The organism is Streptomyces specialis, assembly GCF_001493375.1.
GTDB classification, from domain to species: Bacteria; Actinomycetota; Actinomycetes; order Streptomycetales; family Streptomycetaceae; genus Streptomyces; species Streptomyces specialis.
The window spans coordinates 127,376-143,086 of the sequence record NZ_LN929896.1; the positions used below are offsets into that span (position 1 = coordinate 127,376).

The following is a 15,711-nucleotide window of genomic DNA, read 5'->3' on the forward strand; positions in this document are numbered from 1 at the left end:
CGCCCGGGGCGGGGCCCGGGCCTGGACCGGGGGGCGGGGGCGGGGCGGGGGGCCCCCCCCCCGGGGGGGGCGGGGGGGGGGGGCCGGGCCCCCCCCCCCCGCCCCGGGGGCCCCCCGCCACGCGATGCGGCTGGCCGGTTACCACGAACCGGCGGGCCCGGTCGGCGGCGACGGCGACGGCCGGGGCCGGCTGACGGCCGCCGTCCAGCCGGTGCTGGACTCGTGGCCCGCCAGCCCGGCCGCGCTGCTGGACCAGTACTTCGACCTGCTGGCCTGGAACACCGCCTGGAGCGCCCTGTGGGGAGCGCCCGAGGCGATCCCCGCCGACCGCCGCAACCTCATGTGGCTGATGGCGGCCGACGAACGGCTCCGCACCGTCGTGCACGACTGGGAGCCGCTGGCGATGAACGTCTTCCAGCACTTCCGCGCCCAGGCGGGACCCGCCCTCGCCGACCCCAGGACCAGCGAGGTCTACCGCCGGCTCGAAGCGGACGCCCCCGAGCTGCGCCACTGGTGGGGCTGCCACTCGGTGGCCGAGCTGACCGCCCGCACGGTCACCGTCGAGCCGAGGACCGGGCAGCCGATCCAGCTCACGCTGTCCTCGTTCCACCCGGTCGACGACCCGTCCGCGCTCGTCCTGCTGTTCACGCCCGACGCGGCCGAGGACCGCGAGCGCATGGCGGCCCTGGCCGAACGCGGACCGCGCGCGGTCCCGTCCCCGTCCGCTACGCCCGACCTGCGGGCGGGGTGACCGCCGCGCGGGCACCCCGGGCGAGCAGCAGCCCGCCGAGCGCCGCCAGCAGGGCCAGACCGGACCCCACGGCGAGGAACCCGGCCGACACGTCGGTGAACGCGCCGACCGCCCAGGCGCCGAGCCCGGTGCCCGCGTACATGGTGGACGTCAGCCAGGCGCTGGACGTGGCGCGCAGCTCGGGCGCGGCCGTGCCCGCCAGCGTCTGCTGATCCGTCACAAAGCCACCGCTGGCCACGAACCACAGCGTGATCCCGGCCAGCGCCACGACCAGGCCGGGCCCCTTCGCCGCCACCGCGATGCCCGCCGCCAGCAGCAGACCCCACAGTCCCAGCAGCGGCAGGTCCGTGCGCCCGGCCGCGCGGAACCGGTCGCCGAGCCGCCCGCCGAGCAGCGACCCGGCCACGCTTCCGGCGCCGACCAGCACCCCGACCAGGCCCAGCGCCTCGACCGACAGGTCGAACCGGTCCACCAGCAGCGCGCCGAGGAAGGTGTACGCGCCCAGGTTCGCCGCGTGGAACGCCGTGTTGACCAGCAGCGCGTCGCGCAGCGACGGCACCCGCCACGCGGCCAGCACCCCGCGGACCGCGCCCACCGGCACGCCCTGCCCGGCGGCGGGCCCGACCTGCCGCAGCAGCAGCGGCACGGCGGCGGCGGTGCCCACGGTCAGCGCCCAGAACGCGGACCGCCAGCCCGCGACACCGGCCAGCAGACCGCCCAGCGGCACGCCCACGACCTGGCCGCAGGAGAACAGCGCCATGCCCAGACCCAGCGCCCGGCCGCGCACGCGGTCCGACGTGGTCTCCGAGATGTGCGCCCAGATCGCCGGCCCGGCCGCCGCGGCGGCCGGGCCGGCGATCTGGGCGCACATCTCGGAGACCACGTCGGACCGCGTGCGCGGCCGGGCGCTGGGTCTGGGCATGGCGCTGTTCTCCTGCGGCCAGGTCGTGGGCGTGCCGCTGGGCGGTCTGCTGGCCGGTGTCGCGGGCTGGCGGTCCGCGTTCTGGGCGCTGACCGTGGGCACCGCCGCCGCCGTGCCGCTGCTGCTGCGGCAGGTCGGGCCCGCCGCCGGGCAGGGCGTGCCGGTGGGCGCGGTCCGCGGGGTGCTGGCCGCGTGGCGGGTGCCGTCGCTGCGCGACGCGCTGCTGGTCAACACGGCGTTCCACGCGGCGAACCTGGGCGCGTACACCTTCCTCGGCGCGCTGCTGGTGGACCGGTTCGACCTGTCGGTCGAGGCGCTGGGCCTGGTCGGGGTGCTGGTCGGCGCCGGAAGCGTGGCCGGGTCGCTGCTCGGCGGGCGGCTCGGCGACCGGTTCCGCGCGGCCGGGCGCACGGACCTGCCGCTGCTGGGACTGTGGGGTCTGCTGCTGGCGGCGGGCATCGCGGTGGCGGCGAAGGGGCCCGGCCTGGTCGTGGCGCTGGCCGGGATCACGCTGTGGTTCGTGGCCAGCGGTGGCTTTGTGACGGATCAGCAGACGCTGGCGGGCACGGCCGCGCCCGAGCTGCGCGCCACGTCCAGCGCCTGGCTGACGTCCACCATGTACGCGGGCACCGGGCTCGGCGCCTGGGCGGTCGGCGCGTTCACCGACGTGTCGGCCGGGTTCCTCGCCGTGGGGTCCGGTCTGGCCCTGCTGGCGGCGCTCGGCGGGCTGCTGCTCGCCCGGGGTGCCCGCGCGGCGGTCACCCCGCCCGCAGGTCGGGCGTAGCGGACGGGGACGGGACCGCGCGCGGTCCGCGTTCGGCCAGGGCCGCCATGCGCTCGCGGTCCTCGGCCGCGTCGGGCGTGAACAGCAGGACGAGCGCGGACGGGTCGTCGACCGGGTGGAACGAGGACAGCGTGAGCTGGATCGGCTGCCCGGTCCTCGGCTCGACGGTGACCGTGCGGGCGGTCAGCTCGGCCACCGAGTGGCAGCCCCACCAGTGGCGCAGCTCGGGGGCGTCCGCTTCGAGCCGGCGGTAGACCTCGCTGGTCCTGGGGTCGGCGAGGGCGGGTCCCGCCTGGGCGCGGAAGTGCTGGAAGACGTTCATCGCCAGCGGCTCCCAGTCGTGCACGACGGTGCGGAGCCGTTCGTCGGCCGCCATCAGCCACATGAGGTTGCGGCGGTCGGCGGGGATCGCCTCGGGCGCTCCCCACAGGGCGCTCCAGGCGGTGTTCCAGGCCAGCAGGTCGAAGTACTGGTCCAGCAGCGCGGCCGGGCTGGCGGGCCACGAGTCCAGCACCGGCTGGACGGCGGCCGTCAGCCGGCCCCGGCCGTCGCCGTCGCCGCCGACCGGGCCCGCCGGTTCGTGGTAACCGGCCAGCCGCATCGCGTGGCGGGGGGCCCCCGGGGCGGGGCGCCGGGCCCCGGCGGCCGCCCCCCGCACCCGCCGGGGGGCGGGCCCCCCGCCCCGCCCCCGCCCCCCGGTCCAGGCCCGGGCCCCGCCCCGGGCGGAGGCCCCCGCCGCCCCCCCGCCCCCCCGGGGTCGCCCGCGGGCGAGGTGGGTCAGAGACCGCGTCCCGGCACGGCACACGGCCCTCCGGGGCCGGGCGGCACGGGGATGCGGCTCCGGCGGGGGAACGGGGCCGTCCGGCCCGGCCATCGTGAGCGGCGCCGCGCGGCGGCAGCCAGACAGGCGTTCATCCTGTGACCAGGGGTCATACCCTGCCGTCCGGAGAGTGAGACGGGGGCGGCGGACGGCCGCGGCCGGTGGCACGATAGGGCCCAAGGTCACGAGTGACAGCGACGAAGGCCCCGGCCCGCTGTCCGGCAACCCTCCTTCTGCGGCGGGGTGCCCCGGGTGATGACCGGGCCGCGGACAGCAGGGTCCGTGGCAAGCGCGGCATCAGGGAGTACGCCATGAGTCGGCGAATGTCGTAGGCCACCGTTCCAGGCCCTTCACCCCGTCCCTTCACGGCCTCGGCGGTCGATCCTTCCCGCCCGGCCCGTTCCCTTCCCGTCCCGGCGCGCACGGTCCGCCGGACGGGCCGTCATGCCTCCGGGAGACTCGCCATGACCACTGTCACCACCACCGCCACCGCCACCGTCCCCCTGCCCGTGCTCAGCGCCGGGGTCCGCGTGCCGCTCGCGGACGGCGGCGACGCCGAGTACGCGGCGCTCGACTACGCCGCCAGCGCGCCCGCGCTGCGCCAGGTCTGGGACGACATCGCCGCCTACGCGCCGTACTACGGCAGCGTCCACCGGGGCGCAGGACACCTCTCGCAGCTCTCCACCCGCCTGTTCGAGGAGAGCCGGGAGACCGTCGCCCGGTTCCTCGGCTGCCGCCCCGGCGACAGCGTCGTCTTCACCCGCTCCACCACCGACTCCCTCAACCTGCTGGCCGCCGTCACGCCCGCCGGCACCCGGGTGTTCGTCTTCGAGACCGAGCACCACGCGGCGCTGTTGCCCTGGCGCGGACACGACGTGACGTACCTGGCCGCGCCCCGCTCGCCCGAGGAGGCCGTGCGCACGGCCGAGGACGCGCTGCGGTCCGCGCCCGCCGGGCCGAAGCTGCTGTGCGTCACCGGCGCCTCGAACGTCACCGGCGAGCTGTGGCCGGTGCGCGAACTGGCCGCCGCCGCCCACCGGCACGGCGCCCGTATCGTCCTGGACGCCGCCCAACTCGCCCCGCACCGGGCCGTGGACATCGCGCGACTCGACGTGGACTGGGTCGCGTTCTCCGGGCACAAGCTGTACGCGCCGTTCGGCTCCGGCGTCCTCGCGGGCCGCGCGGACTGGCTCGGCAGCGCCGAACCGTACCTCGCGGGCGGCGGCGCCAGCCGCGCCGTGTCCCGCCGGACCGACGGCGGCCTGGACGTGGAGTGGGCCCCGGACGAGTCCCGCCACGAGGCCGGCTCCCCCAACGTCATCGGCGCCTACGCCATCGCCTCCGCCTGCCGCGCCCTCACCACGGCCGGCTTCGACCAACTCGCCGCGCACGAGGACCACCTGCTGACCCGCCTGCGCACCGGCCTGGCCGAACTGCCCGCCGTACGCCCGCTGTCCCTGTTCGGCCCGGACGCCGCCCGGGTGCCCGTCGTGTCCTTCACGGTCTCCGGCTGGGACAGCGCGGAGTTCGCCCGCGCCCTGTCCGAGCGGTACGGAATCGGCGTCCGCTCCGGCCTGTTCTGCGCGCACCCCCTGGTCCGCACCCTGCTCGGCGACGACACCGCCGACTGCGACGGCGGCCCCCAGGCCATCCGCGCCAGCTTCGGCGCCGGCACCCCCACCTCCCACATCGACCGCCTCCTGGCCGCGACAGCCGAACTGACCCACCCCTGACCGCGGCCCCCCGGTGGCCGCCCGGCGGGGGCGGCCACGGGGGCTCGACCGGCGTCGCGGCACTATGCGAGGAACTTCTTCGGATCGAGAGCGAGCATCGCTTTCCCCTGCGCCTTGATGAAGGCGTAGTTCATTCCCCCGCCGACCACACCGCCTATCAACGGCACCAAGCGCCCCGCCGTCCTGGCCGTCAACCTCTTGGTGATCTCCAGCGCCACCTGCCTGGCGACGACGTTCGCCCCGAAGACGGCAGCCTGCGTTCCCAGTTCCACCCCCAGGGATACGGCGACTATCTTGATGAAGTCCTCGAACGAGACCGAGTATCTGCCCGTTCTGTGATAGATCACCGCGAGGGTGACGCGGAACTGCTGCGCGATGGTGTTCGCGACGTCGGCCGGGACCCCCAGCACCGCAGTGACCGGCCCGCCGACCCCGGCCGCCACACCGGTGGTGGCCGCCAGCCAGGCGCAGTGGTCGATGTAGCTCTCGACGCCCTTCTCGTCGACGACCTCCTTGATCTTGAGTCCGTCGAGATTCTCGTGCGCGAACTTCAGCGCGCCGAGCAGTATCTCTTTGTCCATTCTGGCCACGGAATATCCCTCCGGAATCCCTCACGTGCACCGAATACAGCCCCCGGATCTCCCGGCCATTGTGACAGGACGACCGCATGCGGCACACAGCTATGCGGGACAGTGGTCGGCAAAAAGCCACCGATGTCACGGTCAGGAGATCGAAAGGGCGTTGGCCACCTCCTTGGCAGCCCATCGCGCCACTTCCTCCGCCGATTCACCCGCGACAACAGCGGCTTCCACTTGCCCCAGGATGCGCCACACCCGCCACATGTTCGGAAAGGAAGGCATCACCGGCGCCGTCCCACATATCTCGCTGTACCGTTCGATCGCGCTGTCCCGGACGCCTCCCGTTGTGCTCATGGCCACGGGGCACCCGATGTCGCTCGACAGGGCGTCCATCACGGACGGGTGACTGAGGTATTCGGCGAACAGCTCCTCCGCCGTGATCTTGTTGGCTCCTCGCCGCGACGCGACCAGGCCATGGACGAGTGCGAACGGAGTCGCCGGTGCGCCGCCCGTGAACGGGGGGACGCCGCTGACGGCGATCGGTATACCGTTCGCCCGCGCCTGGGCCAGTCCGTCCGAGGTGGTGATAAGGAAGGCACAGTCACCGCGGGCGAAGGAATCCAGCGCCTTCTCACGGTCCATCGACCGGCGCAGGACTTCGGTTCCCGCCTCACCGAGTTCGCGCAGCACGTCTAATGCCCGGACGGATTCCGGTGAAGCCAGGCCGATGACCCCTGGGTCCCAGTCACCGTGCGCATCACGGCCGAACAACCAGCCCCCCGCACTCGTGAACAGCGGCCAGATCTGAAAGGGATCTCCATGCTCCGAAACGCGCACGGCGAGAACTTCGCTGACTCTGCCGGAGCGGAAGAGGGACCGTCCGGTGGCCGTCATCTCCTCGAATGTCGCCGGAATCTCCGGAGCCAGGGCGGTGTTGCGGACGAGAGCGACCGTGTCCACGGTCATGGGCAGGCCCCACAGACGGTTGTCGAACGTCAGAGCTCGCAGGACCCAGGGCGGGAACGCGGCACGGTGCTGGGCGGACAGAACGATGGGGTCGATCGCCTCTCGGCTGGAGAGGCTCCCGATCCAGTCATGCGGGCATATCAACCCGTCCACCACCTGCCCCGTCCCGGCCTCGGACAGGAACTGGGCCAGCGGGTCGCTGTCGACCGCCGTTTCGAACGTGATCGTCACGCCATAAGCGGCCCGGAAGTCCTCGTGGAACCGGGTCAGTACGTCCGCCCGGTCCGGGTCGGCCCTGATACGCAAGCCGGATGGCAGTTCGATGAGCCGTCCGTGCTCGGTGCGTATCCAGCGGACGCCGGCCGCGTCGGTGAAGCTCAGCTTCACGCGGCGCACCGCACTGTCGACAAGGGAGTGGTCGTCCACCGCGATGGGGAAGAACTCCGCGTCCGCGCACGGCGGAACCACGGGGAACTGCGTCTTAGCGGCGTCCCCATGCATGTCAGGGTCAAGAATCGTCAGGTGTGCCTGATATACGGGGGTCTCCGAAGCGTTGCAGACGTAGGCGCCCCACCGACCGTCCTTACTGCCCCACCAGACCGACACGAGAGCAGCCTGCGTCCGTCGGCTGTAAGCGACTTGGGCGTGCCTCTCCAGCATGTTCACCCGGTCCCGCTCGGACTCGATCGAGTAGGTCCGGCGAGCCGCCACCGCAGCGATCGCGGCGAAGACCAGAGCCAGCACTGTCGCCACGGACGAGATCCAGCTCGGGACATCACCCCAGGCGGAAGCCAGGACTCGGACCGCCTCCTGGGAAGCGCCCGCATCTTCAGCCCCACGGAAACGCACCATATCCCCCCATGGACGGAACGCTGATGGCAGCAGTATGGCGCCTATGTCATTCGTTCGGAGGAAAGTTGAGAAACCACTGCCCGGCGCGCGCCGGACCCCGGCAACCGCCTCCCACGGCCGACCGCCGGGCCAGGGCATGCCGGACCATGTGATCAAGGATTTACCGTTCCCATACTTGATCAGTAAAGGACAGGATGCGATCTTTTGCGCTCCAGACCGATCAACATGATGTTCCTCGCCTGGCATCTTCACGGCTCGGTATCATGTGATGTTCGCCGGGAACCGGCCGGTTCTCGCGCGTACACCACAACGCCGAATGAGGGGGACGATGACATCAGGTTCGGGCGGACGACCGGGCACGCCGTACCCAGCGGGGCTGTCGGAAGAGGAAGAGCGGGAGTTACAGGCGTCCTACCGCGGGTTCGCCAAGACCTTCGACGAGGCAGAGAACGACCTGAAGGTCGCGCGCGGTCGGCAACGGATCTATCTGCTGAGCCAGCTCGGTACAGCCACCCTGACATTCCTGCTCGGTTACACCGTGATCGTCGGTCTGTGGCAGGACCAACCGTTCGCGACCCGATACGCCGGGTTGGTCATCGTGGTAGGCGTATGGGCGGGTATGGGCCGCCTCTTCTGGATCAATCGCAATCGGATCGTCGAGAAGAACGCACAGCTCCGCAATGCTCTTTTCGACCGCCAGACGGCTGCGGCGAAACTTCCCCTGGACTCCCCGTCGGGACTGAGAATTTATCGTGAGGCGTCTCTCGATCTGATCGAGCAGTACCGCAAGGGGGCGGCCAGGAACCGCCGCGTGCACAACTTCTTCCAGGTGGTCATCATCACGGGATCGATCACGACCTCGACCTTGACCGCCATGAACGAGGGATCGAACCTCGCTCTCCGGATCGTGACTTCGGCACTGAGCGCGCTTGTAGGCGTATCGGCGGGCATCACCGGTTACTTCAAGTTCCGGGAACGCGGCTACAACCTGCAGTCAACGGCCGACGACATCGAGAAGCACTACAACGCTTCACAGTTCATGCTGGACGAGTACGCCGCTGCCGACGCCGCTCATCCGCTCACGGAACATGAACGCCTGCGCATGTTCGCCCGGTTCGTGGAACGTTTGAAGGAAGAGCAGCGTAAACGGGAGCTACAGCTCGAGCAGCAGAGTTCCGTTCGTGACGACCGAAGTTCCTGACGGAACCCGTCCCACGCCGCACCCGGCATGTCGGCCGCACCGGAAACGGCTGCCGCCACGACCACATCCTCGCCTCGGACGCCATCTCCCACCTGATCGACGAATGGGCCTACGATCACGAACCACTCGGCTATGCGGGCCACTTCGCGCATCACCGTCGTCGACTCATCGGTAATGCCCGACCAAACCACCACACCGGCAGGAGACACTCTCTTCGCCGCCCCACCCCCCTCAAAGATCGGTGAGCATATGGACCGGGCGACCTGGCAGACGATCGACCGCCTTGTCGAGTGGCTGGACGCGAACAGCACCAACAGCCCCGACGTGACCCGGCTGTTGCGCGTCCTGAAGATCCAGGAGGAGGCGGGCGAGGTCGCCGAGGCCGTACACGGCGCGATGGGCTCCAACCCCCGCAAGGGCGCCTCCCACACCTGGGCCGACGTCGAGAAGGAGCTGTGCGACGTGATCCTCACCGGCATGGTCGCCCTCACGACGCTCACCCCGGACGCACAGGCACGCTTCGACCGCCACCTCACCACGGTGGCCGCACGCTCCCTGACCTGACAGGCGAAGCACACGGCCGTCGAACCGAGGCGCACCCGCCCGTAGCCGCCTCGCCCCTGACTGGGCCTCCGGGCTCCGAACTCCCTTCAGGCCGCCTGCACCAGAGCGCTCGCGCGCTCGTTGAAGTCGGCGACCAGCCGATGCCGGCCGAACGGGACCATGCGCCTCCGCAGGTCCTCGACCGTCTCGACGCAGCGCGACGATTTGACCTGCGCGGTCAACGCCAGCATCTTCAGGCCGGCCGCGTGAGCCCCGTCCAGATCACGTCGTTGAAGATGCGCCACCGCCAACGCGGCCTGCGACATGGCGCCCCGGCGGGCGCGCCGCTGCTGCTTGGCGGCGTTGATCGACAGTCGCGCGTGTTCTTCCGCCGCATCGGCGTCGTCCAGGTCCCGGAAGGTGTTCGCGTGCTCACCGTGCAGGTACGCGACGTCGATGAACGCCGCCCAGGCGGGCTCTTCTTCCAGCCGCGCCCTCCCGTGCGCGGCCTCGGACCGGGCGACGGCCCGCGCAGCCGCCGCCTTGTCACCGAGCAGCGCGAGGGCACGGGCCTCGAGACACCACAAGTCCGCCAAGCACGCCGGGGAATCGGCGTGCGCGAGTCCCTGCCGTCCGGCCTGCGCCAGTCGTCGGCCCTCGGCCGGATTGCCGAGCAATGTCGCCTGATCCGCCATCCCCGCCAGGATGTGGGCCCCGAGCGCCGCGTCCCGGGACTCCTCGGCCAGCCTCAGCGCCTGGATGAGGTAGCGCTGAGCAGTGCCGTGCTCGCCGTTGTCGTAGGCCATCCACCCGAGCAGGTAGGTCTGTTCGGCTGCCGCCTCGCACAACGCTCTGCGCACGTCCTCGGAATGGGTGCGGCGCAGCAGCGGATACACGTACTGGGTCAGATACTCGGCCAGGATCAGCCGTCCCGACCCGCCTCCCTCGAGAACGTCCATGCGCTGAAACGTCGTGAACATGTTTCTGACGGCGGTGACATCCTCGAGGCGCACACGCGGACCCGGCTCCGGCTCTTGATCGAGAGTGTTCACGAGCCAGTCCCGCGAGGGCCCCACCCCGGCAGCCGCCGCAAACGGGGCGACTGCAAGCAACTTGCGACGGTCCACGTCCATTCTCCCCAACTCGGCAACGGCTTCCAGCGAGTCCGGCCCTCCCAGCAGTGCTCGGTTCCTTTCATCGTCGGTTATAGGCGCGGGCGTTGGGAGCTGGCCCTGTCCTGCTTCGGAGTCTTCCGGCCATTCCTCGCGGGGGATCGTCGGGACGACATCCCGCCAGGCGCCCCGCACTTGGCGTGAGCCGTCATGGGGCGACGAGCAGAGTCCCGCCGGACCCGCGCATGGGGCCAGCGCCCGACGCACGCGCCGTCCTCCGCATGTGGCGCGACGGCGAGTCCGCATGCACCGGGACGACTACATCCTCGAAAGGCTCGCAGGACACGTCACTGTCCAAGGCACCCCGCCCGGCGAGCCGCGATGCCCGCGCATCGGGCGGCATAGGCGTCCAAGTGGCGGGCGGTGAACTCGGTGGCGTTCCAGTTCCCCGGCAGTGTCTCCTCGCCCGGCCAGACATACGCCCAGCCAAGTCCACCGCCGACAAGGGGAAGTCGCCGCAGTTCGTACCGGTCGTCCTCGAAGTCGTCGAGCATCTGCCACTCGGCAGGTGTGAGGTCATCGAGCAGGAGCCCGTCCGTCACCTGATCGGCGAGGACGAGCCCCGGGTAGACCCGGCCGACGAGCGCGGCAGCACGCCAACCATGCGCGGAAACGGGCCTGCTGTGCGGAACGCGGCCCAGCAACGCCCGGAGCACCTCCGGAAACTGGAGCGTCCCGTAGACGAACAGCACATCCGGGCTCGCCGGAAGCGCGCCGAGACGGCCGGAGCCACCCGAGTCTGTGGCGAGCGGAGCCTTCTCTTCCGATGTATGGGCCATGGGTACCTCAAGGTGATGTGTCGGCGCGAGGGACGCACAGCGCGTCGTGGATGCATCCGTTCTCTACCCAGTGCCACCGTAACGGCAGCCCGGGGACTGGAGAAGCGGCATTCAGCGACACCGCGCCGGAGCGCCGCGGAAGGGCCGATGAGAGGCCGCCAGAGAGGCAGTCGAGAGACGCGGACTACGACTCGACCGGCTAACAATAGGGTCGTCGGTCGGCTGACAAGCGGCCAGAAAGGCCTCAGTGGCAGCACGTGGCCACGCTGGCGGAATGGAGGACCATGTACCCGGAGGTCAGTGCGTACGGGGCAGTGATCGCGGACTGGGACGGAACCTTGGTCGACAGCCAGCCCTTGAACTTCAAGTGCCTCGCCGCTGCTTTGGAGCCCCACGGCGTCGTTCTGCGGCAGGACTGGTATCGGCAGCGGTTGGGGGTGTCGGGGGAGGATTTGCTGCGGGAGCTCGACGTGCGGGCGGATGCGCGGATGATTCTTGAGGATTGTGGCGAGCTGATCATGCGAGACGTGGCCTCATTGCGGACTTACCCCCTCATCGTCGGGTGGATCGAGCGAGCACGGGAGGCCGGGTTGCGGTGTGCCGTCGCCTCGGGCGGCGGCGGCTCAGTGGTGCGGGCGGGGCTCGCGGCGACAGGGCTCGTCGGGTTGTTCGATGTCGTGGTGACTCGCGAGGACGCCCCTCGGGGAAAGCCGGCCCCGGACCTGTTCCTCGAAGCCGCGCGAAGGCTGGCGATCCCTCCAATTCGCTGCCTGGTCATCGAGGACGCTGACGAGGGCATCGACGCCGCGCGGGCAGCGGGCATGGACGTGGTGGATGTCCGCCCGTTCGTGGAGTCGTCCTGGTGAAGCGGCTGGCGTCAGCTCGTGAGCGTGCGCAGTTCTTCCCCGAATGACCGGACTTCCGCAAGCGTGGAGTAGCGGTGCAAGAGACTGCGCCGAAGCTGCGTCGCGCGGTCGCGGACAGACTGCACCAAGCGGTCGCCGTCAAACGCACGACGTGCGACGGCGATCGCCGCGTCGGGTTCATCCTGCGCGGTGTGGGCGAGCGCCAGATCAAGCTGGGCGATGGCCAACCGAGTCGGTGCTCGATGGGGGCTGGGGGTCGCCTCGTAGTGCTCAATGGCCTGAACGGCCGCCACCTGGGCACGCGCGTGATCGCCCAGCCAGATGTAAGAGGACGCGTCGTAGGACAGAACACGGACTAGGTCCACGGAGAACAAGCCAGCGCCATGCAGGGCAATGTGCTCACCATAGCGATGCACAACGGTGGCCGCCTCGGTGTAGGCCTCACCGTTACCAATGCGAGCGTGTGCCCTGGCGAGCTGCGCGGACAGCCGAATGTGCGCGTTGCTGTTTCGCGGAGCCACGGCCAAGCCGCGGGTTGCGGCGGTCAGAGCATCAAGCGGCCGGTTGTCGTACAGGGCGTCCGAAGCCCTGACGTCCTCGGCCCAAGCGCACACTTCCAAGGACTGGGCTTGCTCGCCCTGATGCCAGGCGTCGTCGCACAGCGCCGCTACGAGGTCCCGGCGCCCCATGTCATGTGCGATCCAGGCCATGATGACCGACAGCATCCCGGCGTGATGGGCGATATCGCGTCCCTCGCGCAGCGTATGGCGGTGCTCTCTAAGCCCGAAGGCACGATGGCGGTTCGCGGCCACGACCGGCCATAGCTCAAGCGGCGCATGAGCTTGGTAAGCGGCTGCCAGTTGATGCACGGCGAGTTCCAAGGACTCGATCTCCCCGGCCGGGAGTTCCGTATGGGTCGCTTGCCGGGTGTAATGCCGAACGGTGTCGGCGCTGACAGATTCAGGAGCCGTCATCGGGCTCAAAGCGGTTCCACCGAGGATGGTGAGCGCGCTGCGTCGGTTCGTAGGATCACCTGCTTCGCCAGGCGCCGCCGCTACTGACGGCGCAAACGGGATAGGGGACGGGATTTCGACCGCTGTCCCTGGAGTACCGGGCAGCGTGCGTGCCTTCACGCTCTGCGAGGCGTGGACCTTCTCCGTGTCAATGGCAGCCGGAGGGAGGAACCCGAGTTCCGCCACGGGCCGTTGAAAAAACATCTCCAGGACTCGCTGACTCAGCGGGTGGGGCATGGGCGGGTTCGCCTTCTCCCACTTCCTGTACTGCCGAAGACTGAAGGTCGCGCGCCTCGCGATCTCCCCCTCGGCGTACATACGGTCCGCACACGCCTGAAGATCCCCGACGATCTCCTCCTGCGTGCGTTTCCTCCCGGTGCGCAGACGTCGCAGCGAGACGTTGACGCCCTCGTTCGCCACCACCATCGGTACCTCTCGGTTCTCTCACCTGGTCTCACCGTAACGGCTCTCCCCAGCCCGGGGAGAGCACTTGTGCCGGGCAGGGGCGCCAACGCACGCAAAGGGCCGGTCGAGGGCCGGTGAAGGGCCTCCAGAAGGCAGGTGGAAAGACCTGTTCACACCCTCAGGACTTTCGCTGCACTAGGTGACGAGACACACACCATGCGTGCTGGCCAGAGTGGGTCGGCTACAGGAGGGAGCTGCTGATGGTGATGCGTACCGCGCCACTGGGGGATCGCGTGTTGACCACACGGCTCGCCCGTGCCGCAGCGGTACCGGGAGCCGCGTTCGGGGAGGGGGCCTGGTGAAACCGCAGCACGAATTCGAACTGGCGCGCCGGGGGCCATATACGGGTACTGCTTCGCCGGAGGGCGTGCGCGAGTGGGATATGCCGCGTGATGAGCGGGCACCGGGAATTGCTCGGGCATACGTCCGGGAGGCGCTGGCCGCCTGGGAGTTGACGGGAATGGCAGACGATCTGCTGCTTATCTGTAGCGAGCTGGTCACCAACGCGGTCGTTCACGGTGCCGCTGAGCGGATCGCGATCTCTCTGACCCATGGCGGCGAAATGTTGCTCATCACTGTCCATGACGGGACTTCGGCCCGAGCACATGTCCGGCAGGCCGGGCATGAGGCCGAGAACGGTCGGGGCATGGCGATCGTGGAGGCGTTGTCCGCTGGCTGGGGGACGGACGGTCCATGCACCTGGGGCGCGATCACAGTCCGCGAACGGGGCGGAGAACGATGACGGGCCTCGGCAGCCGGGGCCGCAGGACCGCGCAGGCTTCGTCGGTCCCGCGCTGCATCGTCCTGATACCGGGCGGTGCGCCCTGGCCGTGCTGTCGGCGGGCCACCGCTCCACCCGCGCATCCGCGTCAACCCGACCTCTCGCAGCCCGGACCGCGACCGCACGAAGGACCTCTCCCCATGGCCTCATCTCCCGTTCCGCCGACCGTGATCGTCGGTCAGGCTCTTGTCGCGCATCCCACGGGTGCGCTGTTGCTGGTCCGGCCCGCCGGGGCGGATTTCTTCCGGTTGCCCGGTGGTGTCGTGCCCCACGGTGTGGGTGACGGGGAGGCGACCGTGGCCGCCGTGCGTGGGCAGACGGGTCTGGCCGTCCGGCTTCAGCGGCTGGTCGCCAAGGACTTCGTCCGGCCGCCGCGCCCCGGGGCGCCCGCCGAGATCCATCTCGTCCACAACGCGGGACAGGTCCGGGAGACCGCGTTGCGGCCCAACGCCGGAGGCCCGGAGGCCCGTTGGGTGCCGCGCGAGGAACTCGGCTCGTGGTGCGAACCGGCACTCGCCGCCCGGGTCCGCGCCGCCGTACTGGCCGCGCTGACCGGAACGTTCGCCGAGCTGGACACCGGCTGCCCGATGCGCCGGGGCCCCGTCCCCGAGCAGCAGGACTGCCCCGCCTGCCTCAACTCCCTTTCCCACGGCGCGCCCACGGCACAGGCGGAACGCCCGTGCGCCGCCACCCGCTGACCCCAGCCGCCGACGCCATGAACTCTGCCGACGCCTCCGCCCGTTCCGGGCCACGCCGACCGGTCACCCACGCTCAGGCCACCGCCGAACTCCGCGCCGCCGGATACGAGCCGCTGGAGACGTACCCCGGAAACGCCAACACCGCCTGGAAGGTGCGCTGTACCGACCCGTCCTGCCGCCAGACCCGGCTGGTGTGGCTCGCCCACATCCGCCCGGGACAACGCCGTTGCGGCCACCGCCCCCCCACCCGGCCCCCGGTCGATCACACCACCGCCGCGCGGGAACTCGAAGCCGCCGGGTTCACTCCGCTGGAGACCTACCCCGGCAACACCACCGTGCCCTGGCACATGCGATGCGCCCAGCCCGACTGCCCGGCCGGTGACCGGTTCATCGCCCTGGAACGCATCCGCGCCGGGCAGTTCTGCGTCCACCGCAAACAGCCCCGCCCCCGCGTCACCCCCGACCAGGCCGCACGCGAACTCCGGGCCGCCGGTTACGAGCCGCTTACCCCTTACCCGGGCCGGGTCTCCCTGCCCTGGCTGTCCCGCTGCACCACCTGCGGCCGAACGCGCCGCACCTCACTGAGCACCGTCCGCCAGGGCACCCGCTGCGCCCACCGTCACCCGGACGCCCGGGACGATCGGCCGGCCGGGGTGGTGCGGCAGGGGGGTGAGGAGTTGGCAACTCCCCTTTATTCCGGATGACTTCGTTCGGAAATCGGAGGGGGCTGGAGTTGTCCTCACAGACAGCGGCGAGGTTCGGAACCTCGGCGCCCGGCATGGAGGAT

15 protein-coding genes, 1 pseudogene and 1 riboswitch are annotated in these 15,711 nt (G+C 70.7%); of the genes and pseudogenes, 9 read left to right on the plus strand and 7 right to left on the minus strand.

Going from position 1 to position 15,711, the window contains the following annotated elements; genetic code table 11:
• Nucleotides 1-124: 124 nt before the first annotated feature.
• The gene (locus BN2279_RS18770; RefSeq protein ID WP_059011187.1) at nucleotides 125-751 is read left to right on the plus strand and encodes an MmyB family transcriptional regulator; all 627 of its coding nucleotides are present in this window, start codon (nucleotides 125-127) and stop codon (nucleotides 749-751) included.
• Here the strand turns inward: BN2279_RS18770 and BN2279_RS27955 are convergent.
• Nucleotides 726-1,673, minus strand: coding sequence for an MFS transporter (locus tag BN2279_RS27955; protein ID WP_059011191.1), 948 nt, complete (start codon nucleotides 1,671-1,673; stop codon nucleotides 726-728). The two genes, BN2279_RS18770 and BN2279_RS27955, sit on opposite strands and share 26 nt — an antisense overlap.
• Here BN2279_RS27955 and BN2279_RS29500 point away from each other — a divergent pair.
• Nucleotides 1,561-2,457, plus strand: a complete 897-nt coding sequence (locus BN2279_RS29500) for an MFS transporter (RefSeq protein ID WP_234348007.1) — start codon at nucleotides 1,561-1,563, stop codon at nucleotides 2,455-2,457. The genes BN2279_RS27955 and BN2279_RS29500 overlap by 113 nt on opposite strands.
• Here BN2279_RS29500 and BN2279_RS29505 read toward each other — a convergent pair.
• Nucleotides 2,432-3,058, minus strand: coding sequence for an MmyB family transcriptional regulator (locus BN2279_RS29505; RefSeq protein ID WP_059011187.1), 627 nt, complete (start codon nucleotides 3,056-3,058; stop codon nucleotides 2,432-2,434). The two genes, BN2279_RS29500 and BN2279_RS29505, sit on opposite strands and share 26 nt — an antisense overlap.
• A gap of 399 nt (nucleotides 3,059-3,457) precedes the next feature.
• A riboswitch (SAM riboswitch) is annotated at nucleotides 3,458-3,575 on the plus strand.
• A gap of 166 nt (nucleotides 3,576-3,741) precedes the next feature.
• Between BN2279_RS29505 and BN2279_RS18790 the strand changes: the two genes are divergently transcribed.
• Nucleotides 3,742-5,010 carry an aminotransferase class V-fold PLP-dependent enzyme gene (locus BN2279_RS18790; protein WP_059011193.1) on the plus strand — a complete coding sequence of 423 codons (1,269 nt, stop codon included), beginning with the start codon at nucleotides 3,742-3,744 and terminating at the stop codon, nucleotides 5,008-5,010.
• A 62-nt stretch (nucleotides 5,011-5,072) separates the two neighbouring features.
• On the opposite strand, the gene BN2279_RS18795 is transcribed toward BN2279_RS18790, so the two are convergent.
• Complete coding sequence (locus tag BN2279_RS18795; RefSeq protein WP_159037274.1) at nucleotides 5,073-5,600, minus strand: hypothetical protein; 528 nt, start codon at nucleotides 5,598-5,600, stop codon at nucleotides 5,073-5,075.
• A gap of 132 nt (nucleotides 5,601-5,732) precedes the next feature.
• The gene (locus BN2279_RS18800; protein ID WP_159037275.1) at nucleotides 5,733-7,307 is read right to left on the minus strand and encodes a sugar ABC transporter substrate-binding protein; all 1,575 of its coding nucleotides are present in this window, start codon (nucleotides 7,305-7,307) and stop codon (nucleotides 5,733-5,735) included.
• Between the two features lie 427 nt (nucleotides 7,308-7,734).
• On the opposite strand from BN2279_RS18800, the gene BN2279_RS18805 reads away from it, so the two are divergent.
• Complete coding sequence (locus BN2279_RS18805) at nucleotides 7,735-8,607, plus strand: DUF4231 domain-containing protein (protein WP_159037276.1); 873 nt, start codon at nucleotides 7,735-7,737, stop codon at nucleotides 8,605-8,607.
• Between the two features lie 249 nt (nucleotides 8,608-8,856).
• Complete coding sequence (locus tag BN2279_RS18810) at nucleotides 8,857-9,171, plus strand: MazG-like family protein (protein ID WP_059011201.1); 315 nt, start codon at nucleotides 8,857-8,859, stop codon at nucleotides 9,169-9,171.
• 86 nt (nucleotides 9,172-9,257) lie between these two features.
• Here the strand turns inward: BN2279_RS18810 and BN2279_RS18815 are convergent.
• Nucleotides 9,258-10,313: pseudogene (locus BN2279_RS18815) on the minus strand (transcriptional regulator); the annotation flags it as partial.
• A gap of 296 nt (nucleotides 10,314-10,609) precedes the next feature.
• Nucleotides 10,610-11,101: a gamma-glutamylcyclotransferase family protein gene (locus BN2279_RS18820; RefSeq protein WP_079032303.1), complete on the minus strand. Its 492-nt coding sequence runs from the start codon at nucleotides 11,099-11,101 to the stop codon at nucleotides 10,610-10,612.
• 284 nt (nucleotides 11,102-11,385) lie between these two features.
• On the opposite strand from BN2279_RS18820, the gene BN2279_RS18825 reads away from it, so the two are divergent.
• Nucleotides 11,386-11,967: an HAD family hydrolase gene (locus BN2279_RS18825; protein WP_059012546.1), complete on the plus strand. Its 582-nt coding sequence runs from the start codon at nucleotides 11,386-11,388 to the stop codon at nucleotides 11,965-11,967.
• A gap of 11 nt (nucleotides 11,968-11,978) precedes the next feature.
• Here the strand turns inward: BN2279_RS18825 and BN2279_RS18830 are convergent, their stop codons facing one another.
• Nucleotides 11,979-13,406: an NsdA family TPR-like regulatory protein gene (locus BN2279_RS18830; RefSeq protein WP_059011206.1), complete on the minus strand. Its 1,428-nt coding sequence runs from the start codon at nucleotides 13,404-13,406 to the stop codon at nucleotides 11,979-11,981.
• A gap of 337 nt (nucleotides 13,407-13,743) precedes the next feature.
• Between BN2279_RS18830 and BN2279_RS18835 the strand changes: the two genes are divergently transcribed.
• The 3 genes from BN2279_RS18835 (at nucleotide 13,744) to BN2279_RS18845 (ending at nucleotide 15,628) form a co-directional block, all read left to right on the plus strand.
• Complete coding sequence (locus tag BN2279_RS18835; protein WP_159037277.1) at nucleotides 13,744-14,187, plus strand: ATP-binding protein; 444 nt, start codon at nucleotides 13,744-13,746, stop codon at nucleotides 14,185-14,187.
• Nucleotides 14,188-14,366: 179 nt separating this feature from the next.
• Nucleotides 14,367-14,924 (plus strand): NUDIX hydrolase, encoded by a 558-nt coding sequence (locus BN2279_RS18840; RefSeq protein ID WP_059011209.1) that lies wholly within the window; start codon nucleotides 14,367-14,369, stop codon nucleotides 14,922-14,924.
• Between the two features lie 17 nt (nucleotides 14,925-14,941).
• Nucleotides 14,942-15,628 carry a hypothetical protein gene (locus BN2279_RS18845; RefSeq protein ID WP_159037278.1) on the plus strand — a complete coding sequence of 229 codons (687 nt, stop codon included), beginning with the start codon at nucleotides 14,942-14,944 and terminating at the stop codon, nucleotides 15,626-15,628.
• Nucleotides 15,629-15,711: the final 83 nt, after the last annotated feature.

What these genes read in the sequence shown, in the direction of transcription:
- BN2279_RS18770 (WP_059011187.1), top strand. Translation starts at nt 125, where the DNA reads ATGCGGCTGGCCGGTTACCACGAACCGGCGGGCCCGGTCGGCGGCGAC.
- BN2279_RS29500 (WP_234348007.1), top strand. Translation starts at nt 1,561, where the DNA reads ATGTGCGCCCAGATCGCCGGCCCGGCCGCCGCGGCGGCCGGGCCGGCG.
- BN2279_RS27955 (WP_059011191.1), bottom strand. Translation starts at nt 1,673, where the DNA reads ATGCCCAGACCCAGCGCCCGGCCGCGCACGCGGTCCGACGTGGTCTCC.
- BN2279_RS29505 (WP_059011187.1), bottom strand. Translation starts at nt 3,058, where the DNA reads ATGCGGCTGGCCGGTTACCACGAACCGGCGGGCCCGGTCGGCGGCGAC.
- BN2279_RS18790 (WP_059011193.1), top strand. Translation starts at nt 3,742, where the DNA reads ATGACCACTGTCACCACCACCGCCACCGCCACCGTCCCCCTGCCCGTG.
- BN2279_RS18805 (WP_159037276.1), top strand. Translation starts at nt 7,735, where the DNA reads ATGACATCAGGTTCGGGCGGACGACCGGGCACGCCGTACCCAGCGGGG.
- BN2279_RS18810 (WP_059011201.1), top strand. Translation starts at nt 8,857, where the DNA reads ATGGACCGGGCGACCTGGCAGACGATCGACCGCCTTGTCGAGTGGCTG.
- BN2279_RS18820 (WP_079032303.1), bottom strand. Translation starts at nt 11,101, where the DNA reads ATGGCCCATACATCGGAAGAGAAGGCTCCGCTCGCCACAGACTCGGGT.
- BN2279_RS18825 (WP_059012546.1), top strand. Translation starts at nt 11,386, where the DNA reads ATGTACCCGGAGGTCAGTGCGTACGGGGCAGTGATCGCGGACTGGGAC.
- BN2279_RS18830 (WP_059011206.1), bottom strand. Translation starts at nt 13,406, where the DNA reads ATGGTGGTGGCGAACGAGGGCGTCAACGTCTCGCTGCGACGTCTGCGC.
- BN2279_RS18840 (WP_059011209.1), top strand. Translation starts at nt 14,367, where the DNA reads ATGGCCTCATCTCCCGTTCCGCCGACCGTGATCGTCGGTCAGGCTCTT.
- BN2279_RS18845 (WP_159037278.1), top strand. Translation starts at nt 14,942, where the DNA reads ATGAACTCTGCCGACGCCTCCGCCCGTTCCGGGCCACGCCGACCGGTC.